Here is a 25,615-nt window from a genome sequence, read left to right on the forward strand (position 1 = left end):
TAGTTTCCGCTATGCCCCACCTTTCGAAATCCCTCATTCTTTCTGCCCCTTCCACAGTGGCATCCCTCCCCACCGCCGCGCATTTCGAGCTGCCCGAAAAGGTGCTTCAATTCGGTACCGGCGTGCTGTTGCGCGGTCTGCCGGACTACTTCATCGAGAAAGCCAACCGCCAAGGCATCTTCAACGGCCGCATTGTGGTGGTGAAGAGCACCGACGGCGGCGACATTACGGCCTTTGAGCGCCAGGATGGCCTGTACACGCTGGTGGTCCGCGGCATCGAAGACGGCCAAACGGTGGAAGAGAACATGGTTTGTTCGGCCATCAGCCGGGTGCTCTCGGCCAAAAGCCAATGGGACGAAATACTTGCCTGCGCCGCTAACCCCGAACTGACGGTTGTTATTTCCAACACCACCGAAGTAGGTATTCAACTGGTGGCTGATGATGTGACGCAGACGCCACCCGTGTCGTTTCCGGGCAAGCTGCTGGCTTTCCTGTATGCCCGCTACCAAGCCTTCAACGGCGACAAAACCAAGGGCCTCGTGATTGTGCCTACGGAACTTGTGGTCGATAACGGCACCAAACTCGAAGGCATCCTGCTCGAGCAAGCGCACCGCAACAACCTGCCCGCCGAGTTTATCGATTGGCTGGAAACGGCCAACTCCGTTTGCAACTCGCTGGTGGACCGCATCGTGCCCGGCCGGCCCGACGTGACCATGCAGGACAGCTTGGCCGAGCAGCTTGGCTACGACGACGAGCTGCTGACCATGTCGGAGGTGTACACGCTGTGGGCCATTGAAGGCGACGAGCACGTGAAAGAGGTACTGTCTTTCTCTCAGGTAGACAAAGGTGTGGTCATCCAGCCCGACATCAACCAGTTCCGGGAGTTGAAGCTGCGTCTGCTCAATGGCACGCACACGCTCAGCTGCGCGCTGGCTATCCTCTGCGGCTACACAACGGTGCGCGAGGCCATGGAAGACCAGCAGTTCGCCAGTTTCGTCCAGAACCTGATGCTCACTGATTTGCTGCCCGGCATTCCTTACGCTATTGATGAGCAAGTAGGCCAGCGTTTCGGCATGCAGGTCCTCGACCGGTTCCGAAACCCGTACATCGAGCACCGCTGGTTGAGCATCAGCCTCAACTACACCACCAAGCAGCAAATGCGCAACGTGCCCACGTTGCTGCACTACTCGCGCCAAGTTGGCGGCGTGCCGCACTATGTGGCATTGGGTTTTGCGGCTTACTTGCTGTTCATGCGCGGCACCCGCCAGGAAGCAAGCGGCTGGCACGGTGAAATACACGGCACGGAGTACCTGATTCAGGACGACAAAGCCGGCTATTTCGCCGACCTCTGGAACCGGCTTGGTCCAACTGAACTAACGCGCATGGTGCTGCACAACAGCGCGTTGTGGGGCCACGATTTGCTGACCGTGCCCGGCTTTGCCGACGAGGTGAGCAACTACTTGGAACAGCTTATCGAGCAAGGTGGAAAAGCCACGCTACATAAGCTGCTGAACCAGACGGTAGACCAGCAAGCCGCCGTGAAATGAAATTGAACTGTTGTTTGTTTTAGCTCCGCACAAATCAAGCCCTCTGCTTAATTTAGGTAGCAATACAAAGCACAGTTAGCAGTAAGAGATGGTACTTTAAAGCCTCTCCTCGGTCTGAAAGACCGTAAAACAAGACCCAAGCAATGAAGCATTTAGTAGCTAAAATCCACCCGGACGATAACGTGCTGGTCGCTCTGCAGGACTTACCTGTTGGCACGCCCGTCACGTACGATGGCGTTACTGTCACGACCACCGAACGGATACCAGCCAAGCACAAATTGGCTATGCAATTTTTGGCCCCCGGCGACCCGGTGCACATGTACGGGGTGCTGGTTGGCAAGGCGGCGCAAGCCATTGGTGTTGGAGGCCTTCTTACCACCGGCAACATCCGCCACGCCACCGACAGCTACGGCGAAAGCCAGGAGCGCCGGTCGGCCTGGGTTGCCCCCGACGTATCGAAGTGGGAGGACCGTACTTTCATGGGCTTCCACCGCGCCGATGGCAGCGTGGGCACCGCCAACTACTGGCTGGTGATTCCGCTGGTATTCTGCGAAAACCGCAACATTCAGGTACTCGAAGAAGCCCTGGTAAATGACTTGGGCTATGCCCGCCGCAAATCGTATCAGCCCCAAACGCAGGAGCTGATTTCATTGATGCAAGCCGGCAAATCGGTAGAAGAAATCCTGGCCACCGACTTGCACAGCGCTGAAGGCAAGCATCAGAAGCCCAAGCTGTTCCCGAACATTGACGGTATTCGGTTCCTGAGCCACGAAGGCGGCTGCGGTGGTATTCGGCAGGATGCGCAGAGCCTGTGCGGCTTGCTGGCAGGCTATATCACTCACCCCAACGTGGCGGGTGCTACGGTGCTGAGCCTTGGCTGCCAGAACGCTCAGGTAAGCATGCTGCAAGACGAAATCAACAAGCGTAGCCCCAACTTCAGCAAGCCGCTATTCATCCTGGAGCAGCAGAAGCTTGGTACCGAGGAAACGCTGATCAGCACGGCGTTGCGCCAAACCTTTGCGGGCTTGATGCAAGCCAACCAAGTGCAGCGCCAGCCCGCACCGCTCAGCAAGCTGTGCATCGGTCTGGAGTGCGGTGGCTCCGACGGCTTCTCTGGCATTTCCGCCAACCCCGCCGTAGGACACGTGTCGGATTTGATGGTGGCTTTGGGCGGCTCGGTTATTCTGGCCGAATTCCCCGAGCTGTGCGGCGTAGAGCAAGAGTTAGTTGACCGCAGCGTAGACCACGCTACGGCTGAGCGGTTCAGCTCCCTGATGAAAGCCTACGGCGACAGCGCCGTGGCAGTAGGCTCCGGGTTCGACATGAACCCTTCCCCCGGCAACATCCGCGACGGGTTGATTACCGACGCCATGAAGTCGGCGGGTGCGGCGCGCAAAGGCGGTAGCTCCCCGGTGGTAGCCGTGCTCGATTACCCAGAACTCGTGACCAAGCCTGGCTTGAACCTGCTCTGCACTCCCGGCAACGACGTGGAATCGACCACGGCTGAAGTAGGGTCGGGGGCCAACGTGGTACTCTTCACCACCGGCCTCGGAACGCCCACCGGCAACCCCATTGCGCCCGTTGTCAAGATTTCCAGCAACACGGCCCTGGCGAAGCGGATGCCCGACATCATCGACGTAAACACCGGCACCGTTATCGATGGCGAGGAAACCATCGAGCAAGCCGGGGAGCGGATTCTGGATTATGTGATTCGAGTAGCCAGCGGCGAAGAAGTAGCCGCCGTGCGCCACGGTCAAACTGACTTTATTCCCTGGAAACGCGGCGTCTCGCTGTAATTCTCCTGACTCGATGCTAGAACAAGGCCGTCATGCTTTGGCTAACGCAGCATGACGGCCAGCATCAAATAATTTCTTGCCTGAAAATCCAGCAGTAGTAGGAGACTACAGGGAAGCACACAAACATCAGCGCATTATCTTTCTGAACTGGCGTGAACCACACTTTCTCGCTTCCGGTATCTAGCTCAATCAAAGTATGAAAAAGCCCTTTCTAAACGAGGATTTCCTACTGCAAACCGAAACTGCGCAGCAACTCTACCACGAGTATGCCAAGCAGATGCCCATCATCGACTACCATTCGCATCAGATTCCTGATCAGATTGCGCAGGACCGGCAGTTCGAGACTATCACCCAAATTTGGCTCTACGGCGACCATTACAAGTGGCGCGCCATGCGCACCAACGGGGTGCCGGAGCGCTTCATCACGGGGGATGCGTCGGATTGGGAAAAGTTTGAAAAGTGGGCCGAAACCGTACCGCAAACCGTGCGCAATCCACTCTACCACTGGACGCACCTGGAATTGCAGCGTTATTTCGGCATCACCGAATTGCTGAACAAAGAAAGCGCCCGCCGTATTTTTGATGAGTGCAACGCCAAGCTTCAGACGTCGGAATACAGCGTTCAGAACCTGTTGCGCCGCATGAATGTGGAAGTGGTATGCACCACCGACGACCCGGCCGACTCGCTGGAACACCACCGCGCCATAGCCGCCAGTGGCTTCGAGGTGCGCGTGCTGCCCACCTTCCGCGCCGATAAAGCCATGTCGCCGGAAGATCCTGCTGCTTACAACCAGTATCTCGATAAGCTAGGCGAAGCCGCCGCCGTTGACATTCGCTCGTTCTTCGACCTGCAAACCGCGCTGCGCCTGCGCCACGATTACTTTGCTGCCCTCGGCTGCCGCTTATCGGACCACGGCTTGGAGCAGATTTATGCTGCCGAGTATACGGAATCGGAAATCAACGACATCTTCGCCAAGGTAAGGGGCGGGGAGGAGCTAGCCGCCAACGAAATATTGCAGTTTAAGTCGGCTATGCTGGTGCTGCTGGCCGAAATGGATTGGGAAAAGGGCTGGACGCAGCAGTATCACTTGGGTGCTCTGCGCAACAACAATTCCCGCATGCTGCGTCAGCTCGGCCCCGATACGGGTTGGGATTCTATCGGTGACTTCCCGCAAGGCCGCGCCCTGTCGCAGTTCCTAAACCGCCTCGACGGGCAGGACAAACTAGCCAAAACCATCCTCTACAACCTAAATCCTGCCGACAACGAGCTGATTGCCACTATGGTTGGCAACTTCAATGATGGCTCGGTAGCGGGCAAGGTGCAGTTTGGTTCGGGCTGGTGGTTCCTCGACCAGAAAGATGGCATGGAAAAGCAAATCAATGCCTTGTCGAACATGGGCCTGCTTAGCCGTTTTGTGGGCATGCTCACCGATTCGCGCAGCTTCCTGTCTTATCCTCGTCACGAGTACTTCCGCCGTATTCTCTGCAACCTCATCGGTACGGATGTAGAAAACGGCGAACTGCCCGACGATATGGACTTGCTCGGTACCATCGTTAAGAATATCTGCTACGGCAACGCCAAAGAATACTTCGGTTTCGACGCGGTAGCAGAACCAGCCTTGGAAGCCGCCGCAACTCGCTCCTAGAGCATACACTGCCAATCAGTTGGCGGCCCTTAGTAAGTGCGAAGCTCGACTTCGCGCTAAATTCAAACTTCAGCAACGATACGAAGCACTGCTTCGTGGTATATAGCAACAGAATGAAACAGGTTGTCACCTTCGGGGAAATCATGATGCGCCTCTCGACGCCCCTGAACTACCGGCTCACGCAGTCGGCTAGCCTGGAAGTGAACTACGGCGGCGGCGACGCCAACGTGGCCGCTGCCGTGGCCGGCATGGGCGTACCCGCCGCACACGTAACCTGCTTCCCCCCAAACGAGCTAGGCCAAGCCGCCGCGCAAAGCTTCCAACGGCTCGGCGTGGATATGCAGCATACCGTGTACAGCGGCCAACGACTCGGGCTCTACTTCCTGGAAGTAGGCGCCTCGCTGCGGCCGAGCAAAGTGGTATACGACCGGGCCAATTCTTCTTTCGCCAACCTCGACCCGGCTGCTTTCAATTGGGACGAGATTCTGAAGAACGCGCAGTGGCTACACTGGACCGGCATTACGCCCGCCATTTCTGCCGCTACGGCCCAAGCCACCGCCGATGCTATTGCTGCCGCACGTCGGTTGGGTATCACGGTTTCGGCCGATGTCAACTACCGCCGCAACCTGTGGCAGTACGGCCAGACCGCGCAGCAAGTGATGACGGAATTGGTAGCCGGTTGCGACGTGGTAGTGTGTTCGGAAAACGACGCCGACGACCTGTTCGGGATTCAGCCGGCGCCCGGCGCCGACAACAAATTCGCTTCCATGGGGGAGCAGCTGATTGCGCGCTTTCCCCAAATCAAGCAGGTGATTTCAACTCGCCGCAAAACCCAAAGCGCCTCGCACGAGCGCATCAAAGGCATGCTCTACGATGGCTCTTACACGGAAACCCCGTACCTTGATATCACGCCCGTTGTCGACCGTATAGGCGGAGGCGACGCCTTCATGGGCGGTTATATCTATGGCTCATTGCATTACGCTACGCCAGCCGAAGCTTTAAGCTTCGCTTTGGCCGCTTCTGCCCTCAAGCACACCATCCACGGCGACGTGAATCTGGTGACGGCAGCCGAAGTAGAGCACGTTATGCAAGGCAACACCACCGGTCGTTTGGTCCGGTAAAAAACAGCAAATGGAAACCAAGAATAAGTCCCGATTCTCAGCCGCCGAAGCCTTCGAAACAGTACTGCAATACCCAGTAGTACCCGTTTTCTATCATGCCGACATCACGTATGCCAAGCGTATTGTGCAGGCTTGCTACGCGGGTGGGTTGCGCGTGTTTGAGTTCACCAATCGAGGTGAAAAAGCCTTTGAAGTGTTCAGTGAACTGGTGGACTTTGTGCATACAAACTGCCCGGATATGCTACTTGGCATCGGCACCATTTACGAAGCCGAAGATGCCGAGCGATTTATTGCCGTTGGTGCCGACTTTGTCGTGCAGCCCTGCCTCACGGCAGAGGTAGCCGCCGTTTGCCGGGCCCACGACGTGCCGTGGCTGCCCGGCACCATGACGGTTGCGGAAGTGTACCAAGCTACTAAGCTTGGCGCGGCCATCGTCAAGATATTCCCCGGCAACGTGGTGGGCCCGGGATTCATTAAGAGCCTGCGCGGTCCGATGCCGAAAGTGCCCATCATGGTGACAGGCGGCGTGGAGCCCACCGAGGAAAGCCTCAAGGAGTGGTTTGAAGCCGGCGTAAATGTAGTAGGCATGGGCTCCCAACTCTTCAAAAATGCCGACGATACCGAAGCACTCAGCCAGAAAATTGCTGGTTTGCTGAAGTTTGTCGATACCGTGAAAAAGTAACGCTGCGCCAGGTGGCGCGTTGCTTGCGCCGTCGGTTTCCCCAACGAGTAGTTCTGATTTTAATTCCCGAACTCGATGATACCATCCCCGACCCAATCCCCGCCCGCGCCACCAGTCGATACCTCCACCATGGGCAAATACCGGTGGACCATCTGCGCGCTGGTGTTTTTCGCCACTACGGTTAACTACCTCGACCGGGCCGTTATCTCGCTGCTCAAGCCTTACTTAGAGACGGAGTTCAAGTGGAATTCTGCCGACTACGCCAACATCGAAATAGCTTTCAAGATGGCGTATTCGTTTGGCATGTTGGGAGTGGGCCGGGTTATCGACAAGCTGGGCACGAAGATGGGCTATGCTATATCCACTTTCTTGTGGAGTTTGGCGGCCATCGGGCACGCTTTTGTGAGCAGCACCTTTGGGTTTAGTGTAGCGCGTGCTTTCCTAGGCGTAACGGAAGCCGGCAACTTCCCGGCGGCCATCAAAACTACAGCCGAGTGGTTTCCGCAACGGGAGCGGGCATTGGCTACTGGTATCTTCAATTCGGGTTCCAACGTGGGCGCCATCATTGCCCCACTCACCGTGCCACTCATTGCCGAAACGATAGGGTGGAAGTGGGCCTTCGTTATCACCGGCGCGCTGGGTTTTGTCTGGCTGGTTTTGTGGTTTATTTACTACGAAGTGCCAGCTCGACACGCACGCCTTTCTAAAGCGGAGTTCGATTACATCCATAGTGATGTAGACGATCTGGCCGCCGTAGCCGTCGAGACCAAGCCGAAAGTCTCCTGGTTTAAGCTTCTGACCTTCCGGCAGACGTGGGCCTTCGTGCTGGGTAAATTCCTCACCGACCCTATCTGGTGGTTCTACCTGTTCTGGTTGCCCGACTTCCTCAACAAGCAGTATGGTCTTAAAGGCACTGACGTAGCCTTTCCGGTAGCGCTGGTGTACGTGCTGTCCAGCATTGGCAGCGTAGGCGGCGGCTGGATACCATTGAACTTCATGAAGAGCGGTATGGTACCGTTCAAAGCTCGTAAAATGGCCATGCTGCTCATTGCGCTCTGCGTATTCCCGATTGTGTTTGCGCAGCGCTTAGGACAAGTGAATATGTGGCTGGCCGTTATTGTAATTGGCATTGCCGCTGCTGCTCACCAAGCCTGGAGTGCCAACATCTTCACAACCGTGTCTGATATGTTCCCGAAGCGGGCCGTAGCCTCAGTGACGGGCATTGGCGGCATGGCTGGGGGCTTGGGCGGCATCCTGCTAACTGCTTTGGTGCAGAAACGCATGTTTGTGTACTATGAAAGCATCAACCAGCTGGATAAGGCCTACTTCATCATGTTCCTGATTTGCGGTGGCGCCTACCTCACTGCCTGGCTTCTGATGCAGATACTGGTGCCTAAGATGAAGCTCATAAACTTAGATAATCCGGAGCAGTAGAGTACAGGATGAAGCCAAGAAGTAACTGGCTTTTCTTTACATAGAAGCTTCCATTTAGACTTCGAATTTCTTCTAATTCGCCCGGCTTTTGCCGGGCGCTACTTCCTTACTGCCATGAAAAAACTGTCGTTTCTTCTGACGCTACTACTTTTTGTACTACCCGCCATGAGCTTCGCCCAAAACGCCAAGGATGCGGCAGCGGCCAAAGAAGTGGAAGCGCTAGAACGTCAGCGCTTCGAGGCGCAGGTGAAAAAAGACTACGCCGTGCTGGAAAAGGTATTCGGCGCAGACCTGGTCTATACGCACTCCAACGGCAAGCAGAACAACAAGACTGAGTATATCCAGTCGATTCGGGAAGGCAAAAGCGTGTATGATAAGATAGACGTGGAAGCGTTGAACGTGCGCGCCTACAACGACGGCAAGACGGCCGTGGTCAATGGTACCATCACCATCTACCAACCCAACAAGCCCGACGGCACGCCCAACGTTGCACACCTCAAGTACGTGGTAGTGCAGGTAAAGGACCCGAAGAAAGGCTGGCAAGTAGTGCTCTGGCAGTCCCAGAAGCAGCCTGAAGTAAAGAGCTAGTGCTCTTTGCTAGCCTCACGCGCATATAGTTGTCTTTGCGCGTTGAGTGCTTCATCTAGAGCGTTTTAGCTCTAGTTTCCCCATGTACTAAGCCCCTAATGTCTCCCCTCTTGCGGAGGGGCTGGGGTAGCTCTGTCCAAATTTTTACCTATTAGCATCTCCTGTTCCATGAGTATCAATCAGGAAAATACCCTGGCTCAGCCGGTTGGCATCACGCTGGAGCGCTACATCATGCGCGCACAGGCAGAATTCCCGTTTGCCACGGGCGAGTTGTCGCAGCTGTTGCGTGATTTGGCGCTGGCGGGCAAAATTGTGCACCGAGATGTTAACCGAGCTGGGTTGGCAGATATTACTGGCGGCCTAGGAACGCAAAACGTACAAGGCGAGCAGCAAAAGCGGCTGGATATGGAAGCGCATATTCGGTTTGTGCGAGCCCTGAAAAATGGCCGCGAAGCGTGCGCCATTCTATCGGAAGAAGAAGCGGAAATCATTCACATCGACAACGATTCCGGCAACTACGTGGTAGCTATGGACCCGCTAGACGGCTCCTCCAACATCGACGTGAACGTGAGCATAGGCACGCTGTTCAGCATCTACCGCCGCGTGACGCCAGTCGGGACGAAAGCTACGGCAGCAGATTTCCTACAAGGCGGGCGGCGGCAGGTGGCGGCAGGTTATATCCTGTATGGCTCCAGCACCATGTTCGTGTACACCACCGGGCACGGCGTGATGGGCTTCACCTACGAACAGTCGTTGGGTGAGTTCTTCCTCTCGCACCCCGATATTCGCATTCCGCAAGACGGCCGCATCTTCTCCTGCAACGAAGGCTACTGGTTTGATTACCCGGAATCCATCCGGACTTTCCTGATGGACTGCAAACGCAAGGAGTACTCGGGGCGCTACATCGGGTCGTTGGTAGCCGACTACCACCGCAACTTATTCAATGGCGGCATCTACCTCTATCCGCCCACCAGCAAAAATCCGCGCGGTAAGCTGCGCTTGCTTTACGAGTGCTACCCCTTGGCCATGCTCATCGAGCAGGCCGGCGGCCAGGCCGTGGTGTCGGCCAATGAGCCCATCCTTGATGTAGCGCCTACCGAATTGCACCAGCGCACGCCCATCTTCATTGGTTCCACCGAAATGGTGCGCACGCTATTCTCCGCCGAATCAGTGTTGGCATCAGCTAGCGAGTTAGAGGCTACTTCTTGAATCGAAACAGCAATTACAGGGCTCTTTACTTGACTCAAAACAGCTTTCAGCTACCAGAAAGCTGTCCTCTATGCCTGAAAAATACCCAAGCGGGTACGCAGGCTTCCGACCTATCCACTTCCAAATTCCCCTTCCATGAACTCAACTCAACACGACACTTCTCGACGGGATTTTCTACAAAAGTCGATGCTTGCTACGGCCGGCCTCATGACGCCGCTGCCCTTGTCGGTATTTGGTGCCGCCGGGCCAGCCAAGCGGCGCGTTGCTATGGTGGGTACCGGCCACCGCGGTAGCGGCATGTGGGGCACTCAACTACTCGAAGAGCACCGCGACGTTATCGAGTTTGTGGGCCTCTGCGATAAAAACAAAGGCCGGGCCGAAACGGCCAAGAAAATGATGGGCGTCTCGTGCCCTACCTACACGGACTTCGAGACGATGATGCGCAAAGCCAAGCCCGAAATTCTGATTGTGACCACCGTGGATGCCACCCACGACCAGTTCATTATCAAGGGTATGGAAATGGGCGCCAACATTGTGTCGGAAAAGCCCATGACCACCGACGAAACCAAGTGCCAAGCCATTCTGGATGCCGAAAAGCGGACGGGCAAGAAAGTGACGGTCACATTCAACTACCGTTATTCGCCCCACCGCCAGAAGATCTACGACTTGCTCCGCAAAGACACCATCGGTAAGATTACATCGGTTGATTTTCACTGGTACCTCGACAACCGCCACGGCGCCGACTATTTCCGGCGCTGGCACCGCCTGACCGAGAACAGTGGCTCGCTGTGGGTGCACAAAGCCAGTCACCATTTTGACCTACTGAACTGGTGGCTGGAGTCGGAGCCCGAGACGGTGTATGCTAAGGCAGCACTAGAGAACTACGGCAAAAACGGCCCGTTCCGCTTCAGCAATTGCCGGCCGTGCCCGCACAAAGACAAGTGCGCCTACTACTGGGATATGACCAAAGATGCTCGTTTGATGGCGCTGTACGCCCAAAACGAGCAGTACGACGGCTACTTGCGCGATGGCTGCGTGTACAAGGAAGACGTAAACATCTACGACAAGATGGCGGCTACCATTGGCTACGCCAACGGAGCGCAAGTCAGCTACTCGCTCACGGCGTATTCTCCATATGAGGGCTACCGCATTGCCTTCAATGGCACCAAAGGTCGCATTGACGCCTGGATCAAGGAATCGGGCGAGATGAAAATGGAGCCCTACGACGAAATTATGGTGTCGCATAATTTCGGTAAGGTGGAGTACATCCAGGTGCCCCAAGCCGAAGGCCACGGCGGCGGCGACAAGCTCTTGCGGGCGCAGTTGTTCCGGCACCCCGAAGCAGCAGACACCTACCGCCAAGCTGCTGGTAGCCGCGACGGGGCCATGGCCATTCTGGTAGGTATTGCGGCCCGCAAAAGCGTAGCCAGTGGTCAGCCGGTGCGTATTGCCGATCTAACTGATCTTAAGCCAGTCGCCGTTAAGGCCTAAAGGTTTTTGCAACTTGGGTGGCCCTACGAACCGTATTGCGGGGTTTGTAGGGCCATTTCGTGTTAATTTCTGTTTGCTTTAAGTGCGAGTATTGCCGAATCAATTTATTTCACCCTTTGAGAGCAGCGTTGTGTTCAACTTTCCAGCCTGTTCCTTTCTTCCTCATGTCTAAGATCATTTCGCCCCAAGTGGAGTTCGGCGGTTTGCTGAACCAGATGAAAGCTGTTACACCAGAGGCTTTTTCGCCGGATGGTAAGATTCTAAACCTCATGGAAGGGCGGTGGCAAGAAACGGGTAAGCCCCGCGAATTCACCTCACCTATTGATGGTACGTCGCTGGGCTGGATGCCTATGCTGAACCGCGAAACGGCGCTTCGGGCCGTAGAATTTGCCAAAGCCGAAGCCACTGCTTGGGCTGCCACCGACCTCGACGAGCGCAAAAGCCGCGTGCAGGACTGCCTCAACCAGCTCCGCGAGCAAGTAGAGCTGACTGGTAAGCTCATCATGTGGGAAATCGGCAAAACCTACAAGCTTGGCTTCACCGACATCGACCGTGCTATTGAAGGCGTGCAGTGGTACGTCGACAATATCGAAGACATGTTGGGCCAGCGCAAGCCGCTCGGGCTAGTGAGCAATATTGCCTCCTGGAACTACCCGATGTCGGTGCTGCTGCACGCCGTGCTGGTGCAGGCCCTGGCTGGCAACTCGGTCATTGCCAAAACGCCTACCGACGGCGGGTTCATTTCGTTGAGCTTAACCTTTGCTATTGCCCGTCGTTGCGGCTTGCCCGTGACGCTGGTAAGTGGTTCGGGGGGCGAGCTAAGCGACGTGCTCGTGAAGCACGATGCCATCGACTGCCTCAGCTTCGTGGGGGGCCGCTACAACGGCCGCAACATTGCCGACGCCCTGAGTTCGGTGCACAAGCGCTACATGCTGGAAATGGAAGGCGTGAACACCTATGGTATCTGGAACTACTCGGACTGGGCTGGCTTAGCCGATCAACTCAAGAAGGGCTACGACTACGGTAAGCAGCGCTGCACAGCCTACGTGCGCTTCGTGGTGGAGCGTCGTTTGTTCCCGCAATTCTTGGAAACCTATTGGGAGGCAATTCGCAGCTTGAAAGTAGGCAACCCCACCCTGGTCGATAACCCCGGCGACGCGCTGCCCGACTTGGCATTTGGCCCCGTTATCAACGCCACGCAAGCGCAGGAGTTAGACCGGCTCTATGCCAACGCGCTGCAAACCGGTGCTACCCCCATCTACGAAGGCAAACTCGATGATAACCTGTTTTTGCCCGGCCAAGACCGTTCGGCCTACCGCGCCCCTCGGGCGCTTGTGAACCTGCCTCGTCAGAGCGAGCTATACTTCAAAGAACCTTTCGGTCCTATCGACAGCATTGTGCTCGTTGACCGAGTGGAAGAGCTGGTAGGGGAGATGAACATCAGCAACGGCGCCCTTGTGGCCGCCGTAGCTTCCGACGACCAAAAATGGGCCGCACGCACCGCTAAGGAAGTGCGCGCCTTTAAAGTAGGCCTCAACAAACTCCGCTCGCGTGGCGACCGGGACGAGGTTTTCGGTGGCCTGGGCGAATCCTGGAAAGGAGCTTTCGTAGGCGGAGCGCTCTTAGTAGAAGCCGTGACGGAAGGCAACAAGCCGGTGCTCGGAAACTACCCAGAGGCGCTGCTGTTGCCCGAGAAAATCTAGCCGAAGCCTAATTGAATTGAATGATAAACGCGAAGCGCTGCTTCACAACTTGCGAAACGACGACGCGCCAGCGGAATCGTTTCGCAAGTTGTGAAGCAGCGCTTTATGTTATGCATGCTCGGCAGTGGCCTTAAACTCAAAAGTGCGTAGTAGTTCCCACGGTCCATTCCGGTAAGCCCACAGATGCAAGGCCGTGCCGGTAGCCTCGAAAGGCTGAAAGCTAGCTGCTAGCTCCTGGTGCAAAGCACGCGCTACTGCCGGATCTACCTTGTTTTGGACTGTTACATGCGGGTTAAGTTTTTGCTGGTCTTGGGGCGTAAGGTGGGCCTGCCAAGCAGTCTGGAGCGCCCGGTGCAACACTTGCAGGGGCGGGCATTCCAGCGTGTAGGCCACACCGCGCCCTAAGAATCGCACCCCCGATACTGCCAGCGTTAAGGGCGCTTGCACGGCTGCTAGTTCTGCTAAGTGTTCTGTAATAGCAGCGTATTCAGCCCCCGGTAAGTGGTGAAACAGCGTAAGGTGGGCCGCCAGAAAATTGCGTTCCGAGGGGAAATGTTGCTTGCGCAGCTCATCGAAAAACTGTTGCGCCTCAGTATCGAGGGCCAGTGTCAGAATGAGGGCAGTGTGGGCAGTGACAAGGGGAGAAGTAGGCATCCAAGAGAATACCCTATTTGCTGCTGTGGAGTTGCCGCTCTTTTCGGGTGCGTGAGATGCAGAAGCATTTAACAGGCACAAATAGGCTCTTTCTACCAGTAGCTTATTTCAGAGCTTCGATTTCGGAAACTAGTTCCTCTTCGGTTATGGCCCGCAGCGTAGGCCTGAACTGCTGGTTAGCTGCTATAGTTGCGGTTTGCTTGCCGAAGTATAGCTGGTTGCCATCGTGGTGCAGCACCACTGCTGTTATCGAGTAACCTACCGGGACACCGTATTCGTGGAAAACGTCACCGGATACATAATTTAAGTTGGGCATCAGCACCGAATTGAGTGTGTTAAACACCAGAAACGTTCGGGTATTTGAGTTGTTGACAGCCGGCTTATCAATAGTAACTCGAACCACTGTAGTAGGGGTAGCCGTTACAAATCGGTCACAGTTAATCCAGTTCAACCCTTGCAGATTGTAGTTATAAACGCCGAAACTTAACCGAACCCAAGAACCACTTGCAGGTGTACCTGGAGTAGTCGTTTGCGTGAAAATACGAGTGGTTGTATCCTGCGCTTGAACGGGGAGAGAAGTCCAAGAGCCAACTTGCTGCGAATTAACACTATCGGGTTGGGCCATAAATAGGCGCATTCCCTCAGATGTACTTAAGTTGCGTGGGGCTGTTGTAAGCACAATCAGGCTAGAGTTGCTAGATAATTGCAGCGGCTGATTATCCTGCTTGAATGTGATGTTGAACATGCCACCCGACTCCAGCAATCGTCTACCGGATGCAGTAGGGGTATGAGTGAAAATCATCTCACCCCGATTTGTTATTTCGCGTACCTGCACCTGTACCGGACTAGTAGAAAGACGACCACCATCAATACGTACTAGGTCAGCTGGCACGTAAATTTGATAGCCTGCCGCCGTTTTAATGTTAGAGGATGTGCCTGGTAATATCGAGAACTGCTGTACCGGAACTTCATGCTTGGCAATAAGAGTGGCAAGCGCGCTGACGGATGGTTCGATGCAATCAATTACATCCGCCTCTTTTTTACAGCTGCCTAATAGGAGCAGGGCAGCGGCCAGCAAGGAAAGGGCATACGATTTCATAATAAGTAGCAGAGAAAGGCGAAAAAATTAAACCTGCGGGTAGCCAGCCGGTGGCCAGTCGGGGTGGCATTAGCGCAGATTGTAAGAGAAACCAGTGAGCAGCCCCCCCACGAAAGGGTAGCGGGAAGGCCCGGTTTCAGGCTTTGAAATATTTTGAATACCGTACTGAAAATAAGGCTGAGCTAGGACGGACCAGCCTGGTGCTAATAGGTAGCGAACCTCAAAGCCACCTTTGATGGCTAGACTAACCGGTTGGAAAGGGCTGTTAGCACTTGTCCAGCGTTGCTGCTCACAGGCACACGCCGTACCCACGCTGGTGCGCCCACCCACATACAGTCCCAAACTACCGCCGCCTAGCACGCTATATTGGAAGCGCCCTTGTTGGCCTAACATATAGCGCACTTGCACAGGTACCGTGAGGTAGCGGTACGTATCGTAGCGCTCCAACTCTTCGGTGTTTAATAGAGAGTCGTTAGCGCCTCGCCTGCGCAACACGTAGTTGAGCTGGGTGGCATATTGTGTGTAGCCGAGGCCTACCGATACTGCTAGGCGTGGAGTGAAAGCATAGCGAAGTTGGGCCTGTGCTGCGTAAGTCAGAGCAGCGCGTTCCAGTTGCCGCAGCTGGTTGCCTGGGGTACTATCATGAGTAGCACCGAGGCGCCGGTAAGAAACTGCCGGTCCCGCTAGTACCTCCACGCTCCAGCGTTGAAAACGCGGTGCCTTGGCAACTGAGTCAACAGCCACCGGCTGCACCACAGGCTCACCAAATGGCAGCCGATGCAAGTAGATAGGCTTGAAGGCTACTTGCGCTTCAGCACCAAGTCCAGAAGTAGCGGACTGTGTAGCCAGAGAAAGAATACGCGCAGTGGAAGCTTCTACTACTGACTTTTGAACGGCGTTGACGGGCAGCCTTGTTGATTTCGCTGCCGATGCAGCTAGGCTTACCTTGTTCACCGACCTGCTGACGCTGCCCTGTTTGGCTGACGAAGAGGCAACAAGCTTTCCAGTCTGCTGCCGAAGCGGTTGGTTACGAGTAGGGCGCAGTGTTTCGGAGGGTGTAACTCTGCGCTTCGTAGTTGTAGACGCTGGCTCATTAATTAATTGAGCGGAACTGTCCGTAACTGCCTGTGCTAGTGATAAACGATGTGGCAGTTTGGGAGCTGCAAGTGTAACGTCACTAGCTGTCTGCTTTCTTCGAGACACTTGACTACCGGAAGGGGCATTTTCACTAGCCGTCTGCGCTGTTGGGCTGCTTAATGCTATATACGTAGCAGACGTTGCAGTTGTGCTTTCTTGCGCAGAAATAGGCTTAGTAGCTGGCGTGGCTGGATGAGCGGAATCGGCAAGGTGCGTTGTAGACGAGGACGTTATACCAGTGGCATATTCTGAACGAGAAGAGGCCGCATGCTTGCCTGTTTCTTGGCGCCAAGTACGGGTGTTGATAGCCAAATAAGCTACAATGCCCGTTAGTAGAAGCACCACCAGCCCCCCGCGCCACCACCGACGCCGTTTAACCGGAACCTGCTGCCGGATACCAGCCCACACCGATTCGGGCGGCGGGCTGCCGTAATCCTCCAGCTTGCGCCGCAGTTCGTCGTAAAATTCTTTGGATTCGCGTTCAGTCATGACTAGGAAAGATGTGGGCCTGCGCGTGCATCCGATCCTCAAGGAGGCGGCGCGCCCGCGAGAGTTGCGACTTGCTGGTGCCTTCTGAAATGCCAAGCAACTCGCCTATTTCAGCGTGCGAATAGCCTTCGATGGCGTAGAGGTTGAGTACTGTGCGGTAGCCCGGCGGCAGCGTGTTAATCAGGTTGATCAGTTCGTCGGCGGAAAGCTGGTCGAGCGGTGTGCCACCGGGCTGTTGTATTTCGGTGGCTTCCTCGGCTTCCACTTGGGGGCCGCGCAGTTTGTGCTGCTGCCAGAGATTGAGCGACGTAGTAACTGCAATGCGCCGAGCCCACGCTTCAAATGGTCCTTGGCCCCGAAACTGGTCGAGGCGAGTAAATATTTTTACGAACGTGAGTTGCAGCGCATCCTCGGCTTCAACCCGCGACGGACAGTAACGCAAACACACACCCATAAGCCGGTAAGCTAGCTGATCGTAGAGGGCGCGTTGGGCGGACGGTCGCCCCCGACGGCAGCCATCTAGTATCGCGTCAAGAGTATCAGCCATTAGCAGCTATGATAGAGAAATAGAAATGTCGTACGCTAGCGTTCTGCACCCATGACCAGCACCGACGAGTTGGCGTTGCGTGGGCTACTAAATATTTTCAATAACTATAGAGGGAGGCATAGCCAGAGCTTTTCTACCTGGTGAGTACATCTGGTTATGCCTAGAATTAGCCGACAATATCTAGTTTCGTCTTCTTATAAGCAGCATGCTGCTGTCCAACCCTGCGCTTCGCTATGAACCTGCCTATCTACCAAATCGACGCTTTTTCCGATCGGCCTTTTGCTGGTAATCCTGCGGCCGTGTGCCCGCTGGAAAGCTGGCTGCCCACTGAAACCATGCAGGCCATAGCGGCCGAAAACAACCTGGCTGAAACGGCCTTCTTCGTGCCCAAGAGCGGCAGCGAGTATGAAATACGCTGGTTTACACCCGCTGTAGAAGTGGAACTGTGCGGCCATGCCACCTTGGCTTCGGCACATGTGCTGTATCAGTACATAGGGTTTGAAGGCACTGAAATCACCTTTCATTCTCGTAGTGGCCCCTTGCTCGTTCTGCGCGAAGCCGATGGCCGCTTGACGCTGGACTTTCCTAGCCGTCCGCCTCAGCCGCTGGCTAGTCACCCCGATGGGTTGCTGGATGGCCTCGGTGCTACTCCCTTGCACGTGTTAGCCGGTCCCGACTTGGTAGCCCTTTTCGCCAGTGAAGCGGAGGTACGCGCCATCCGCCCCGATTTCGCCCAACTGGCCCGCGTGGAGTATCGTGCAGTTATCGTTACCGCTCCAGGTACCGATGGCGTTGATTTCGTGTCGCGGTTTTTTGGGCCGCGGGTGGGAGTGCCCGAGGACCCGGTTACCGGCTCAGCGCACACCACGCTCATTCCTTATTGGGCTGAAAAGCTGGGGAAAACCACCCTCAAGGCCCGTCAGGTATCGCCCCGTGGCGGAGACTTGTGGTGCGAGTTGCGCGGCGACCGGGTACGCATCAGCGGCTATGCCGTGACGTATCTGCGTGGCGAAATTGAGGTGGCATAAGGCCGCATTTAGCACCTGTTCAGGAAGTAGCCCTACTTCTTGATTGGTATTTGTAAGCTGACTATAAAGCAAAACGCGCCCCCGTCTACTTTTTGTAGATGGGGGCGCGCTTTCAAACTCGACTTAGCGTAGCGCTACTCCGACCTTGAAGCCAGCTGGAAAATAGAACCCTTCATGGCCATAATCGGAAGTACCGGTGCGATACCGACTCTCAACTTTCTCTGATTCGCGGCGACTCGTGCTTGTACGCCAACCTGCGCCAGCGTATACGTCTAGAAAAAAGCGACCAGGGTGCAAAGGTGCTTGGTAGCCCACTTGGGCGGTAGCGCCGTAGCGGTTGATTTTCTCGGAGAGAGGCCCGTTGCTGTACTCATACTGCGGGAGGCCGGTGGGTCCATGCACTTCTATCCAGCCTATCTCTCGGCCCGATACAGCAAAATGTTGGTAATTAGGCCCATAGCTGACGTAAAGGCCAGCCGGATAATTAGCCTGCGTGGCGCTTAGGTAGAGTCGGTGTTGTAGTTGTACGCCGGCACCACGCACGGTTTCCTTGGGGTCGGTTATGGCAGGAGCAGTAGGAGCATTGGGCTGACCAAGGCGACCAGCATATACTTGGGGGGTGAGGGTGAAGCTCTGACGCGGGTGCTGATTCCAGCTTTTTTCTACCTCCAGCCAATAACCACTCACTACTACGTACTGAGGAATCAGCTTCACAAGTAATGTCCGATTAGGGGACACATCTTGTCCCTGCGCGCGCACGAACATGGGCAGCACGAGCAGGGAGAGCAGCCACCCGCTACGCTCCAGCAAACGAGTTGTACACATACTTAAAGCGGCTTGATGGGTAACAAGCTTAGTTGCTTGAGCGCAGCGCCCGTGTAGCTGTACTGGTAGAGGCCGTCGGCGCCAATAGCCATGAGCGTGCCCGCATCGGGAATCACGTCAACTACCTTAATAGGGAACGATTGGGTTTGCGTGAGCAACGGGGCTTGGCTGGTATCGAATACTTTCAAGCCGTCGAGGTCGCAGACAAACAATTGCGTGCCATCAACGCCGAGCCCCTGCGGGCCTGTCATAGAGTAGGTGCGGGCTAGGCGCGGTTGGCTGAGCGTAGTCAGGTCGATGACTTGCAGCTGGTTGGGGCCACCACCGCAGCTGCGGCCGTTGCGCAATGTTACGTAGGCGTACCGGTCGTCCACTACCACCGGGTCGCAGCTCACTACGTGCTGGTAGTAGGCCACCTGCCGGGGCGATTGGGGCGTAGCCGCATCGAAAATGTACATGCCGCGCTGAGTGCCCAGGAATAAGTAGTGGTCTTTGGGATATATGGTTTCCACGCCGAATTGCAGCGGTATCTTCTGGCCCGGTGTGGGTGCGGCAGGGTTGGCAAGATCGAACAGGCGCAGGCTTTGCTCGTCTACGGTGTAAAGGCTTTGCCCCAGGATAGCGAAGCGTGCCAACGAGCCGCCTTTGCCTGCTGCGCTCGGAGCCGAAGCAGCTGCGCTGGTACCAGCACTAGAGAAAAAGAGGGGTCCGTTGTTCCGCCAAGAAGGGTTGTAGGTATACGGTATTTTGGTTTTCTGCCAACCAACCACAACGGTGTTGGCCGGACGGCTTTCGGGCCCACACTCTGGTGCTACCATCCACATTTCGGGCGGCGGCAACTCGCGGAAGGCATCACGCACGCGGCCTTTTACTTGTACGGCGGCGGGGTTGGTTATATCAATGGTCACCAAGTCAGGCCCGTTGTCGGCGTAGAGCAGGTTGCCTTTCACGGCCATGTCGATATTGCCAGGAATGCGCAGAAAACTGATGATGCGGGGTGCTGCCGGGTTTTGGTTGTCGACTACGTGAATGCCTTCGTACTTCTCGTTGATAAACAGATAATGGCCGCGCACGTAGATTTTGCCGGTATTATGCATGGGCCGCGCCGACAAGGCTTCCACCGACTTTTCCAGCACTGCGCGCTCCATCAGCTGGGGGCAATATCCGTCGTAGTAGCCCGTGACGGGCTGGGGTTCCTCAGTGGAAGAACAGGCTGCCAGTATCAGCAGCATGATCCAGCCAAACAGATAAGTAGATATTCTAGTCATATAGCAACTGCGGGAAAGGGTGAGGAAGGAAAAGCACATACGCCGCTGACAAGGCGACCTTTATACTCTTCAGAGCCTACACCCAAACTGAAAGTTGCAAGCCAATAGAAAATATCTTCTATAAAAGATAAAGCCTATCCTTTTCCGCTTCCGAACGACTAGCACAGGCTACCCCCGCACTTGCTCCCGCTCGTAGCCGCCGCGTTCCACCACCTGCTCCACAAACAGAGCCTTGCCCGCCACGGCTAGCAGCGCTTGGTACATGGTTTCCGGTACCCCAATATAGCGCACAAGGCTGCCGTTGCGGTACTCGATTTCCAGCGTAAGAGTAGCGGCGTCGTAGCCAACTGCTTTGAGGGAAGTAGAACGGATAGGGCGGCGTTGCATAAGGAATGGTATAAGATGGAAGTAGGCGGTAGTGGTTAAACGAGACGGAGAGTAAGTTACGGCGTTAGAAAACACACGCACAACTACCGCAAGCAGGGCCTAATTGCTATATTTCTAATAGTCTTTACAATCAGGAAGTTGAGCTATAAAACGATTTTCGGGAGTAGATTTTAACACGCACTCTTCCATGAAAAACGCCGGTAATTGTTCCAACCGCAGACAGTTCATCAAAACAGCTACCACCGTTTCGGCGGGGTTTGCTGGCTTTTCCTTGCTTCCAGAGCTTGGCTCCTGTGCCAATAAAGCAGAAGAAGGCATCAACATCATTGGCCCCAAAGAAGCCTATTCGCCGCAAATCGGGACGTTGGTTTCCATGCTGGACTGGATGCGCATGGTGGTGCTAAGTTCGGTGCGCGACATGACCGTAGCGCAACTCGACTACTTGCATGATCCGAAGTCCAACACCATAGGGTCTATGCTCCTGCACCTGGCCGCAACGGAGCGCTACTATCAGCTGCACTCCTTTGAAAAGAAGAAATGGGGTACCTGGGACGACGCGACCAAGAAACAGTGGGATATCCCGATGGGACTAGGAGAAAAAGCTCGGAAATCAATCAAAGGCAACAACCTCGACTACTACCTAAGCACTCTGAAAGAAGTGCGCGAGAATACGCTCCGGGAATTAAAGAACCGAGACGATAAATGGCTGATGGCTGTGGACGAAGAATGGCCCTGGGGTCCCACCAACACCTATTGCAAATGGTTTCACGTGTGTGAGCACGAATCCAACCACAATGGCCAAATCAAGTGGATCAAAAGCCGACTACCCGGCGCGAAGGCAGGCAATGACTAGAGCCACCATTATTTCGCAACGGGCTTCTTTTTCTTGCCGGCCACGGGTGCGGCTACTTTGTCGGGGTTGTCGGCCAGGAACTTGCCCCAGCTTTTGCCACCAGCTTTTTGGTTGTTGCCTTTCTGATAGTGGTGGCAGAGAGCCACAGCCAGTGCATCAGTAGCATCGAGAAACTTCGACGCTTCGGCTACCGGCGGCAGCGTGAGCGTCTGGCGCAGCATGTGGGCCACGTGCTCCTTGGTAGCATTGCCGGTGCCCGTAACCGACTGCTTAACTTTGGTAGGGGCATATTCCACGTACGGAATCTGGCGGGAGAGGCAGGCGGCAATGGCTACGCCCTGTGCCCGACCCAGCTTGAGCATACTCTGCACGTTTACGCCGTAGAAGGGCGCTTCAATTGCCAGTTCATCGGGCAGAAACTCGTCGATAAGCTCCAGCATCCGCTCGAATATTCGCTTCAGCTTCAGCGCGTGGTTTGTGCCCAGCTTCTGCATATCAATCACGTCGTAGCGCAGCACGCGTACGCGCTGACCCTGCACCTCAATCAAAGCATAGCCCATGATGTTGGTGCCGGGGTCGACGCCCATGATGACTTTGGGTAATAAATCGGTTGAAGCTATGGGCAGAATCATTTTTCCAGGATAGAGTACTAAGTAACAAGTAATAAAGCTGCTGTTGCGTTTCCGTCGGTAACTTGCCGAAGTCAACCGCAGTCCTCGCCGCTTTCTTGATTACCAGTAAACTACAAAACTACGCCCAAAAGCCGGAACGCACCACGCATTGGGGCTGGCTGGCAGTGGCCGGCAAGTTGCTCGTAACAGCACTGACGCTCGGTTTGCTCTGGCACTCGGTAGTTGCCGATGCGGCTACGGCGGCTGCTTGGCGTGGCCTGCTAGCTTCCACGCTCACCGGCCAAGGCCGCACCCCGGTATTGTTGGCCCTGGCACTAGTGCCCGTCAACTGGGGCGTGGAAGCGTGGAAGTGGTGGCGGCTGGCCCGGCATCTGGAACCGGTTTCGTTTCAACGCAGCTTTCGGGCAGTATTGGTAGGTCTTACGCTAGGTTTCGTAACGCCCAACCGAGTAGGCGACTACGCAGGGCGCATTATAGAACTGAAAAGCCGGCGGCTCGACGCGCTAGGCGCCGTGTTTCTAGGGCGTTTCGGGCAGTTGGTAGTCACGGTACTGGCCGGCACAACGGGGTTAGTGTATTTTTTGCTCACGTTTTATTTGCAAGATTATCCGGCTACAGGTTTAGGTGTGGTAGTAGCGGCCGTGCTCGTAAATGCTGCGGTGCTGCTGCCGCTTTACCGTTCGCGCATGTTGCTGGCCGTGCTCATGGCTGTGCCGCCGCTGCGCCGGTTTCGCCGGTTTCTGGCGGTTATGCCCACCTATCCGACGCGGGCTATTCATACGGTGCTGGCGCTGTCGGGGCTGCGGTACGGCGTGTTCTGCTTGCAGTTTGGCTTGTTGCTGCAGGCCTACGGAGCGCACGCGCCGCTTGGGCCGGGCGCGGCGGCCATAGCGGGCACATTTCTGCTTAAGTCGTTGGTGCCGTCTCTCAATGCCCTGGCCGACGTGGGCGTGCGTGAACTTTCGGCTACACATCTGTTTGGGCTGCTCGGCGAGCCTGTTCTGCCGGTGCTTAGTGCCAGCCTGAGCTTGTGGGTGCTCAATATTGCGTTGCCAAGCGCAACTGGGCTGGTGTTTGTGTTGCGGCTCAAGCTTTTCCGTAAGAAAAAGACGGCACTTGCTAAGCACCAGGCACCAGTTGAAACGCCCGCTGCTAATTTATGAACACGCTGCTGGGCTTGTTGCTGCTGCTTGCTCCGGCCACCTACGCCGTTCGGATGCTGCAATTCCGCCGCGCCTGGATTTCCGCTCCACACTTATACCAAGCTACGGCAGTACCGTTTGCCACCGTTCCGGCTGAGCATCAAACAAATCACGCTGACTTGCAGCCGGAAGAGCCTGTTCAACTGTCTGTTTTGGTTGCTGCTCGCAACGAAGCCAATAATCTTCCCTTACTGTTAGCTGATTTGCAGCGGCAGCGTCTGGCAGCATTCAAATTCGAAGTCATTGTGGTCGATGACCACTCTACCGACAACACGGCAGCTATAGTCCATGAAGCAGCACACCATAGTGCGTTTGCACTGCGACTGTTGCGGCTACAGGATCTGCCTGGCCCCACTCGCACGGGCAAGAAAGCTGCTTTGCAAGAGGCCATAGCCGCCGCCCGCGCACCCTGGGTGGTTTGCACCGATGCCGACTGCCGGGTATCGCCGGACTGGCTGCTTGCTCACTGCGCCGCGCACGATGCTGATGCCTGCTTTGTAAGTGGCCCGGTGCTGCTTACTGGCTGGGGGCTATTCGCTGAATTACAGGGCCTAGAGTTAGCAGGCTTGGTAGCAAGTGGGGCTGCTGGTATTTTGTTAGGCGCCCCAACCATGTGCAACGGCGCCAACCTAAGCTACCGGCGTGCCAGCTTCGAGGCGGTAAATGGTTTCAGCGGTAACACCCACGTAGCCAGCGGCGACGACGAGTTTCTGCTCCACAAGCTGCACGCCGCTTACCCCGCAGGTATTCGATTTCTAAAGCACGAACAGGCCACAGTCAGCACTGCGGCTCAATCTACTGTGCGGCAGCTACTGCGGCAGCGGGTGCGTTGGGCCAGCAAGTGGCAGCATTACCGCACGGCGGCCCCGCGCAGGTTGGCTGTGCTAGTGCTGGCGGCTAATGTGGCCCTGGCGGCCGGCGTTCTGGCGCTACCATGGCAACCAGGTTTGGGAATTTGGACTGCCGCCGCTTGGGTAGTGAAACTAGGAGCCGACATGTTGTTCTTGACGCCCGTACTGCGGTTTTTCGACCGCCTGCGCTGGCTGCTGTGGGTGCCCGTGCTACAACTGGCCTATGCGCCCTATGCGTTGCTGGTCGGGGTGGCTGGTTTGCGTGGCGGCTACGAGTGGAAGGGCCGGCAAGTGAAAGGCAGTAAGTAGCTGGCTAACACCTTAATGTGAAGAGGTTTTAGACTTGGCAAAGAGGGTAGGGGAGGCCGCCCCGCCGGAGCAGCTCTGCAGCATAACTGTTTAGATTAACAGTGTTGAAATAAACTCAAGCAAATGGTTGGGTAACCATCATTTGCGGGCTACTTTTCAGCGTAATCGAACAGTTTCATTTTAACCGCTGCACTATGTCTCATTTCAGCTTAAAAATGATGTTTCCCCTGTTGGTTGTGCTGTTGGTGTTCTTAACGGGCAGCGTATTTTTCGCTGCCACCGGTCTTATTACTCCTTTTGCTGATGCGGCCCAGGCTACTGCTCCCAAGGCAACTGCCGATACCGTAGCCAATGCTCCTCTCGCTCCCGACTCGAATGCTGTGGCCCACCTGGCCTCACCGGAAGAGCTTCAGGCCGCCGCAGCCGGCGAAACGCTGTTTAAAAGCAATTGTGCCCAGTGCCATGCCGTGAATAATGTGGTAGTGGGCCCAGCATTGGCTGGTTTGCACGAGCGGCGCCCTGTCTCGTGGCTGATTCCATGGATTAAAAACTCCAGCAAAGTAGTTGCCAGCGGCGACGAGTATGCGGTAAAGCTCTTCGATCAATACCAGAAGCAGCAAATGCCTAGCTTCCAGCTGTCAGATCAGGAAATCACAGCTATTCTTACCTACCTCAAAGTGCAGGGCAACGCCGCTGGTGTTTCCGGGTCGGCAGTGGCACTCAACTAAGTTGGACCTGCACAGTTACAATAGATAAGTGTATGTTAGAGTAAGCGTAATCAGGTTACTCAGTCCACGGTTGGGTTCTGAATTCAACTTGGTCACGCTACCTTTGTCTCTACTTCCGTTCATATTTGCCTGTGACTGACTCTGAATTCGACATTCTCGACGAGCTGTATTTCGTTACTTCCTTCCGCGACCTGCTTCAGAAAACGGGTTTGCCTGCTCCTCGCTTAAAAGAAGGATTGCGAGGCCTGTTGGAGCAAGGGCTTGCCCGGAGTTTTTGGCCCGACCCGGATACCGAACTGGCGTACGAGGAAAGCTCGTTTGGCGCCATCAGCCAGGACTGCTACTATCTGGCTTCCAAGGAAGGCTTGCTTAAGCACAACACTCGTTAGT

Annotated in this window: 24 protein-coding genes; 16 read left to right on the forward strand and 8 right to left on the reverse strand. The window is 55.6% G+C overall.

Translation table 11 applies throughout. The features are described from left to right. Window positions 1–11: 11 nt before the first annotated feature. The 10 genes from P1X16_RS05690 to P1X16_RS05735 all read left to right on the forward strand — a co-directional run bounded on the left by P1X16_RS05690 (window position 12) and on the right by P1X16_RS05735 (window position 13,216). Window positions 12–1,547 (forward strand): tagaturonate reductase, encoded by a 1,536-nt coding sequence (locus P1X16_RS05690; protein ID WP_277226891.1) that lies wholly within the window; start codon window positions 12–14, stop codon window positions 1,545–1,547. Window positions 1,548–1,690: 143 nt separating this feature from the next. Next, window positions 1,691–3,343, forward strand: coding sequence for an altronate dehydratase family protein (locus tag P1X16_RS05695; RefSeq protein ID WP_277226892.1), 1,653 nt, complete (start codon window positions 1,691–1,693; stop codon window positions 3,341–3,343). A gap of 196 nt (window positions 3,344–3,539) precedes the next feature. Further along, window positions 3,540–4,988, forward strand: coding sequence for a glucuronate isomerase (gene uxaC / locus P1X16_RS05700; RefSeq protein ID WP_277226893.1), 1,449 nt, complete (start codon window positions 3,540–3,542; stop codon window positions 4,986–4,988). A 113-nt stretch (window positions 4,989–5,101) separates the two neighbouring features. Then, window positions 5,102–6,109, forward strand: a complete 1,008-nt coding sequence (locus tag P1X16_RS05705; RefSeq protein ID WP_277226894.1) for a sugar kinase — start codon at window positions 5,102–5,104, stop codon at window positions 6,107–6,109. A gap of 10 nt (window positions 6,110–6,119) precedes the next feature. After that, complete coding sequence (locus tag P1X16_RS05710) at window positions 6,120–6,791, forward strand: bifunctional 4-hydroxy-2-oxoglutarate aldolase/2-dehydro-3-deoxy-phosphogluconate aldolase (RefSeq protein WP_277226895.1); 672 nt, start codon at window positions 6,120–6,122, stop codon at window positions 6,789–6,791. A 75-nt stretch (window positions 6,792–6,866) separates the two neighbouring features. Continuing rightward, on the forward strand, window positions 6,867–8,225 hold the full coding sequence (locus P1X16_RS05715) for an MFS transporter (protein ID WP_277226896.1): 1,359 nt from the start codon (window positions 6,867–6,869) through the stop codon (window positions 8,223–8,225). Between the two features lie 114 nt (window positions 8,226–8,339). Then, window positions 8,340–8,813: a nuclear transport factor 2 family protein gene (locus tag P1X16_RS05720; protein WP_277226897.1), complete on the forward strand. Its 474-nt coding sequence runs from the start codon at window positions 8,340–8,342 to the stop codon at window positions 8,811–8,813. A 168-nt stretch (window positions 8,814–8,981) separates the two neighbouring features. Beyond that, window positions 8,982–10,022: a class 1 fructose-bisphosphatase gene (gene fbp, locus P1X16_RS05725; protein ID WP_277226898.1), complete on the forward strand. Its 1,041-nt coding sequence runs from the start codon at window positions 8,982–8,984 to the stop codon at window positions 10,020–10,022. Window positions 10,023–10,157: 135 nt separating this feature from the next. Beyond that, the gene (locus P1X16_RS05730) at window positions 10,158–11,513 is read left to right on the forward strand and encodes a Gfo/Idh/MocA family oxidoreductase (RefSeq protein ID WP_277226899.1); all 1,356 of its coding nucleotides are present in this window, start codon (window positions 10,158–10,160) and stop codon (window positions 11,511–11,513) included. Window positions 11,514–11,677: 164 nt separating this feature from the next. Further along, complete coding sequence (locus tag P1X16_RS05735; RefSeq protein WP_277226900.1) at window positions 11,678–13,216, forward strand: aldehyde dehydrogenase family protein; 1,539 nt, start codon at window positions 11,678–11,680, stop codon at window positions 13,214–13,216. A 108-nt stretch (window positions 13,217–13,324) separates the two neighbouring features. Here the strand turns inward: P1X16_RS05735 and P1X16_RS05740 are convergent, their stop codons facing one another. The 4 genes from P1X16_RS05740 to P1X16_RS05755 form a co-directional block, all read right to left on the reverse strand. Beyond that, entirely contained in the window at window positions 13,325–13,870 is a 546-nt protein-coding gene (locus P1X16_RS05740; RefSeq protein WP_277226901.1) for a 2'-5' RNA ligase family protein, read from the reverse strand. Between the two features lie 103 nt (window positions 13,871–13,973). Beyond that, complete coding sequence (locus P1X16_RS05745) at window positions 13,974–14,969, reverse strand: hypothetical protein (protein ID WP_277226902.1); 996 nt, start codon at window positions 14,967–14,969, stop codon at window positions 13,974–13,976. 69 nt (window positions 14,970–15,038) lie between these two features. Further along, on the reverse strand, window positions 15,039–16,595 hold the full coding sequence (locus P1X16_RS05750; RefSeq protein ID WP_277226903.1) for an outer membrane beta-barrel protein: 1,557 nt from the start codon (window positions 16,593–16,595) through the stop codon (window positions 15,039–15,041). Continuing rightward, window positions 16,588–17,142, reverse strand: coding sequence for an RNA polymerase sigma factor (locus P1X16_RS05755; RefSeq protein WP_277226904.1), 555 nt, complete (start codon window positions 17,140–17,142; stop codon window positions 16,588–16,590). The genes P1X16_RS05750 and P1X16_RS05755 overlap by 8 nt, the downstream gene beginning before the upstream one ends. A gap of 233 nt (window positions 17,143–17,375) precedes the next feature. On the opposite strand from P1X16_RS05755, the gene P1X16_RS05760 reads away from it, so the two are divergent. Then, window positions 17,376–18,170 (forward strand): PhzF family phenazine biosynthesis protein, encoded by a 795-nt coding sequence (locus tag P1X16_RS05760; RefSeq protein ID WP_277226905.1) that lies wholly within the window; start codon window positions 17,376–17,378, stop codon window positions 18,168–18,170. Between the two features lie 123 nt (window positions 18,171–18,293). Here P1X16_RS05760 and P1X16_RS05765 read toward each other — a convergent pair whose 3' ends face one another. From P1X16_RS05765 to P1X16_RS05775, 3 genes are all read right to left on the reverse strand, one after another. Next, entirely contained in the window at window positions 18,294–18,995 is a 702-nt protein-coding gene (locus P1X16_RS05765; protein WP_277226906.1) for a hypothetical protein, read from the reverse strand. Window positions 18,996–18,997: 2 nt separating this feature from the next. Beyond that, complete coding sequence (locus P1X16_RS05770) at window positions 18,998–20,263, reverse strand: hypothetical protein (protein ID WP_277226907.1); 1,266 nt, start codon at window positions 20,261–20,263, stop codon at window positions 18,998–19,000. A 168-nt stretch (window positions 20,264–20,431) separates the two neighbouring features. After that, a complete protein-coding gene (locus tag P1X16_RS05775; RefSeq protein WP_277226908.1) occupies window positions 20,432–20,650 on the reverse strand; it encodes a KTSC domain-containing protein in 219 nt (72 codons plus the stop codon). A gap of 187 nt (window positions 20,651–20,837) precedes the next feature. On the opposite strand from P1X16_RS05775, the gene P1X16_RS05780 reads away from it, so the two are divergent. Continuing rightward, a complete protein-coding gene (locus P1X16_RS05780; protein ID WP_277226909.1) occupies window positions 20,838–21,503 on the forward strand; it encodes a DUF664 domain-containing protein in 666 nt (221 codons plus the stop codon). 8 nt (window positions 21,504–21,511) lie between these two features. On the opposite strand, the gene ruvC is transcribed toward P1X16_RS05780, so the two are convergent. After that, on the reverse strand, window positions 21,512–22,135 hold the full coding sequence (gene ruvC / locus P1X16_RS05785) for a crossover junction endodeoxyribonuclease RuvC (protein ID WP_277226910.1): 624 nt from the start codon (window positions 22,133–22,135) through the stop codon (window positions 21,512–21,514). A 62-nt stretch (window positions 22,136–22,197) separates the two neighbouring features. On the opposite strand from ruvC, the gene P1X16_RS05790 reads away from it, so the two are divergent. From P1X16_RS05790 to P1X16_RS05805, 4 genes are all read left to right on the forward strand, one after another. After that, window positions 22,198–23,298 (forward strand): lysylphosphatidylglycerol synthase transmembrane domain-containing protein, encoded by a 1,101-nt coding sequence (locus P1X16_RS05790; protein ID WP_277226911.1) that lies wholly within the window; start codon window positions 22,198–22,200, stop codon window positions 23,296–23,298. Further along, a complete protein-coding gene (locus P1X16_RS05795) occupies window positions 23,295–24,497 on the forward strand; it encodes a glycosyltransferase (RefSeq protein WP_277226912.1) in 1,203 nt (400 codons plus the stop codon). The genes P1X16_RS05790 and P1X16_RS05795 overlap by 4 nt, the downstream gene beginning before the upstream one ends. 215 nt (window positions 24,498–24,712) lie before the next feature. Further along, window positions 24,713–25,225, forward strand: a complete 513-nt coding sequence (locus tag P1X16_RS05800; RefSeq protein ID WP_277226913.1) for a cytochrome c — start codon at window positions 24,713–24,715, stop codon at window positions 25,223–25,225. A 131-nt stretch (window positions 25,226–25,356) separates the two neighbouring features. Continuing rightward, window positions 25,357–25,614 (forward strand): hypothetical protein, encoded by a 258-nt coding sequence (locus P1X16_RS05805; RefSeq protein WP_277226914.1) that lies wholly within the window; start codon window positions 25,357–25,359, stop codon window positions 25,612–25,614. The last annotated feature ends 1 nt before the right edge of the window (window position 25,615 follow it).

This window comes from Hymenobacter sp. YC55, assembly GCF_029433095.1.
Classification (GTDB): Bacteria; Bacteroidota; Bacteroidia; order Cytophagales; family Hymenobacteraceae; genus Hymenobacter.

Excerpts from the sequence above, each read along its gene's own strand:
- P1X16_RS05690 (WP_277226891.1), top strand. The coding sequence starts at position 12 with ATGCCCCACCTTTCGAAATCCCTCATTCTTTCTGCCCCTTCCACAGTG.
- P1X16_RS05695 (WP_277226892.1), top strand. The coding sequence starts at position 1,691 with ATGAAGCATTTAGTAGCTAAAATCCACCCGGACGATAACGTGCTGGTC.
- uxaC (WP_277226893.1), top strand. The coding sequence starts at position 3,540 with ATGAAAAAGCCCTTTCTAAACGAGGATTTCCTACTGCAAACCGAAACT.
- P1X16_RS05705 (WP_277226894.1), top strand. The coding sequence starts at position 5,102 with ATGAAACAGGTTGTCACCTTCGGGGAAATCATGATGCGCCTCTCGACG.
- P1X16_RS05710 (WP_277226895.1), top strand. The coding sequence starts at position 6,120 with ATGGAAACCAAGAATAAGTCCCGATTCTCAGCCGCCGAAGCCTTCGAA.
- P1X16_RS05715 (WP_277226896.1), top strand. The coding sequence starts at position 6,867 with ATGATACCATCCCCGACCCAATCCCCGCCCGCGCCACCAGTCGATACC.
- P1X16_RS05720 (WP_277226897.1), top strand. The coding sequence starts at position 8,340 with ATGAAAAAACTGTCGTTTCTTCTGACGCTACTACTTTTTGTACTACCC.
- fbp (WP_277226898.1), top strand. The coding sequence starts at position 8,982 with ATGAGTATCAATCAGGAAAATACCCTGGCTCAGCCGGTTGGCATCACG.
- P1X16_RS05730 (WP_277226899.1), top strand. The coding sequence starts at position 10,158 with ATGAACTCAACTCAACACGACACTTCTCGACGGGATTTTCTACAAAAG.
- P1X16_RS05735 (WP_277226900.1), top strand. The coding sequence starts at position 11,678 with ATGTCTAAGATCATTTCGCCCCAAGTGGAGTTCGGCGGTTTGCTGAAC.
- P1X16_RS05740 (WP_277226901.1), bottom strand. The coding sequence starts at position 13,870 with ATGCCTACTTCTCCCCTTGTCACTGCCCACACTGCCCTCATTCTGACA.
- P1X16_RS05745 (WP_277226902.1), bottom strand. The coding sequence starts at position 14,969 with ATGAAATCGTATGCCCTTTCCTTGCTGGCCGCTGCCCTGCTCCTATTA.
- P1X16_RS05750 (WP_277226903.1), bottom strand. The coding sequence starts at position 16,595 with ATGACTGAACGCGAATCCAAAGAATTTTACGACGAACTGCGGCGCAAG.
- P1X16_RS05755 (WP_277226904.1), bottom strand. The coding sequence starts at position 17,142 with ATGGCTGATACTCTTGACGCGATACTAGATGGCTGCCGTCGGGGGCGA.
- P1X16_RS05760 (WP_277226905.1), top strand. The coding sequence starts at position 17,376 with ATGAACCTGCCTATCTACCAAATCGACGCTTTTTCCGATCGGCCTTTT.
- P1X16_RS05765 (WP_277226906.1), bottom strand. The coding sequence starts at position 18,995 with ATGTGTACAACTCGTTTGCTGGAGCGTAGCGGGTGGCTGCTCTCCCTG.
- P1X16_RS05770 (WP_277226907.1), bottom strand. The coding sequence starts at position 20,263 with ATGACTAGAATATCTACTTATCTGTTTGGCTGGATCATGCTGCTGATA.
- P1X16_RS05775 (WP_277226908.1), bottom strand. The coding sequence starts at position 20,650 with ATGCAACGCCGCCCTATCCGTTCTACTTCCCTCAAAGCAGTTGGCTAC.
- P1X16_RS05780 (WP_277226909.1), top strand. The coding sequence starts at position 20,838 with ATGAAAAACGCCGGTAATTGTTCCAACCGCAGACAGTTCATCAAAACA.
- ruvC (WP_277226910.1), bottom strand. The coding sequence starts at position 22,135 with ATGATTCTGCCCATAGCTTCAACCGATTTATTACCCAAAGTCATCATG.
- P1X16_RS05795 (WP_277226912.1), top strand. The coding sequence starts at position 23,295 with ATGAACACGCTGCTGGGCTTGTTGCTGCTGCTTGCTCCGGCCACCTAC.
- P1X16_RS05800 (WP_277226913.1), top strand. The coding sequence starts at position 24,713 with ATGATGTTTCCCCTGTTGGTTGTGCTGTTGGTGTTCTTAACGGGCAGC.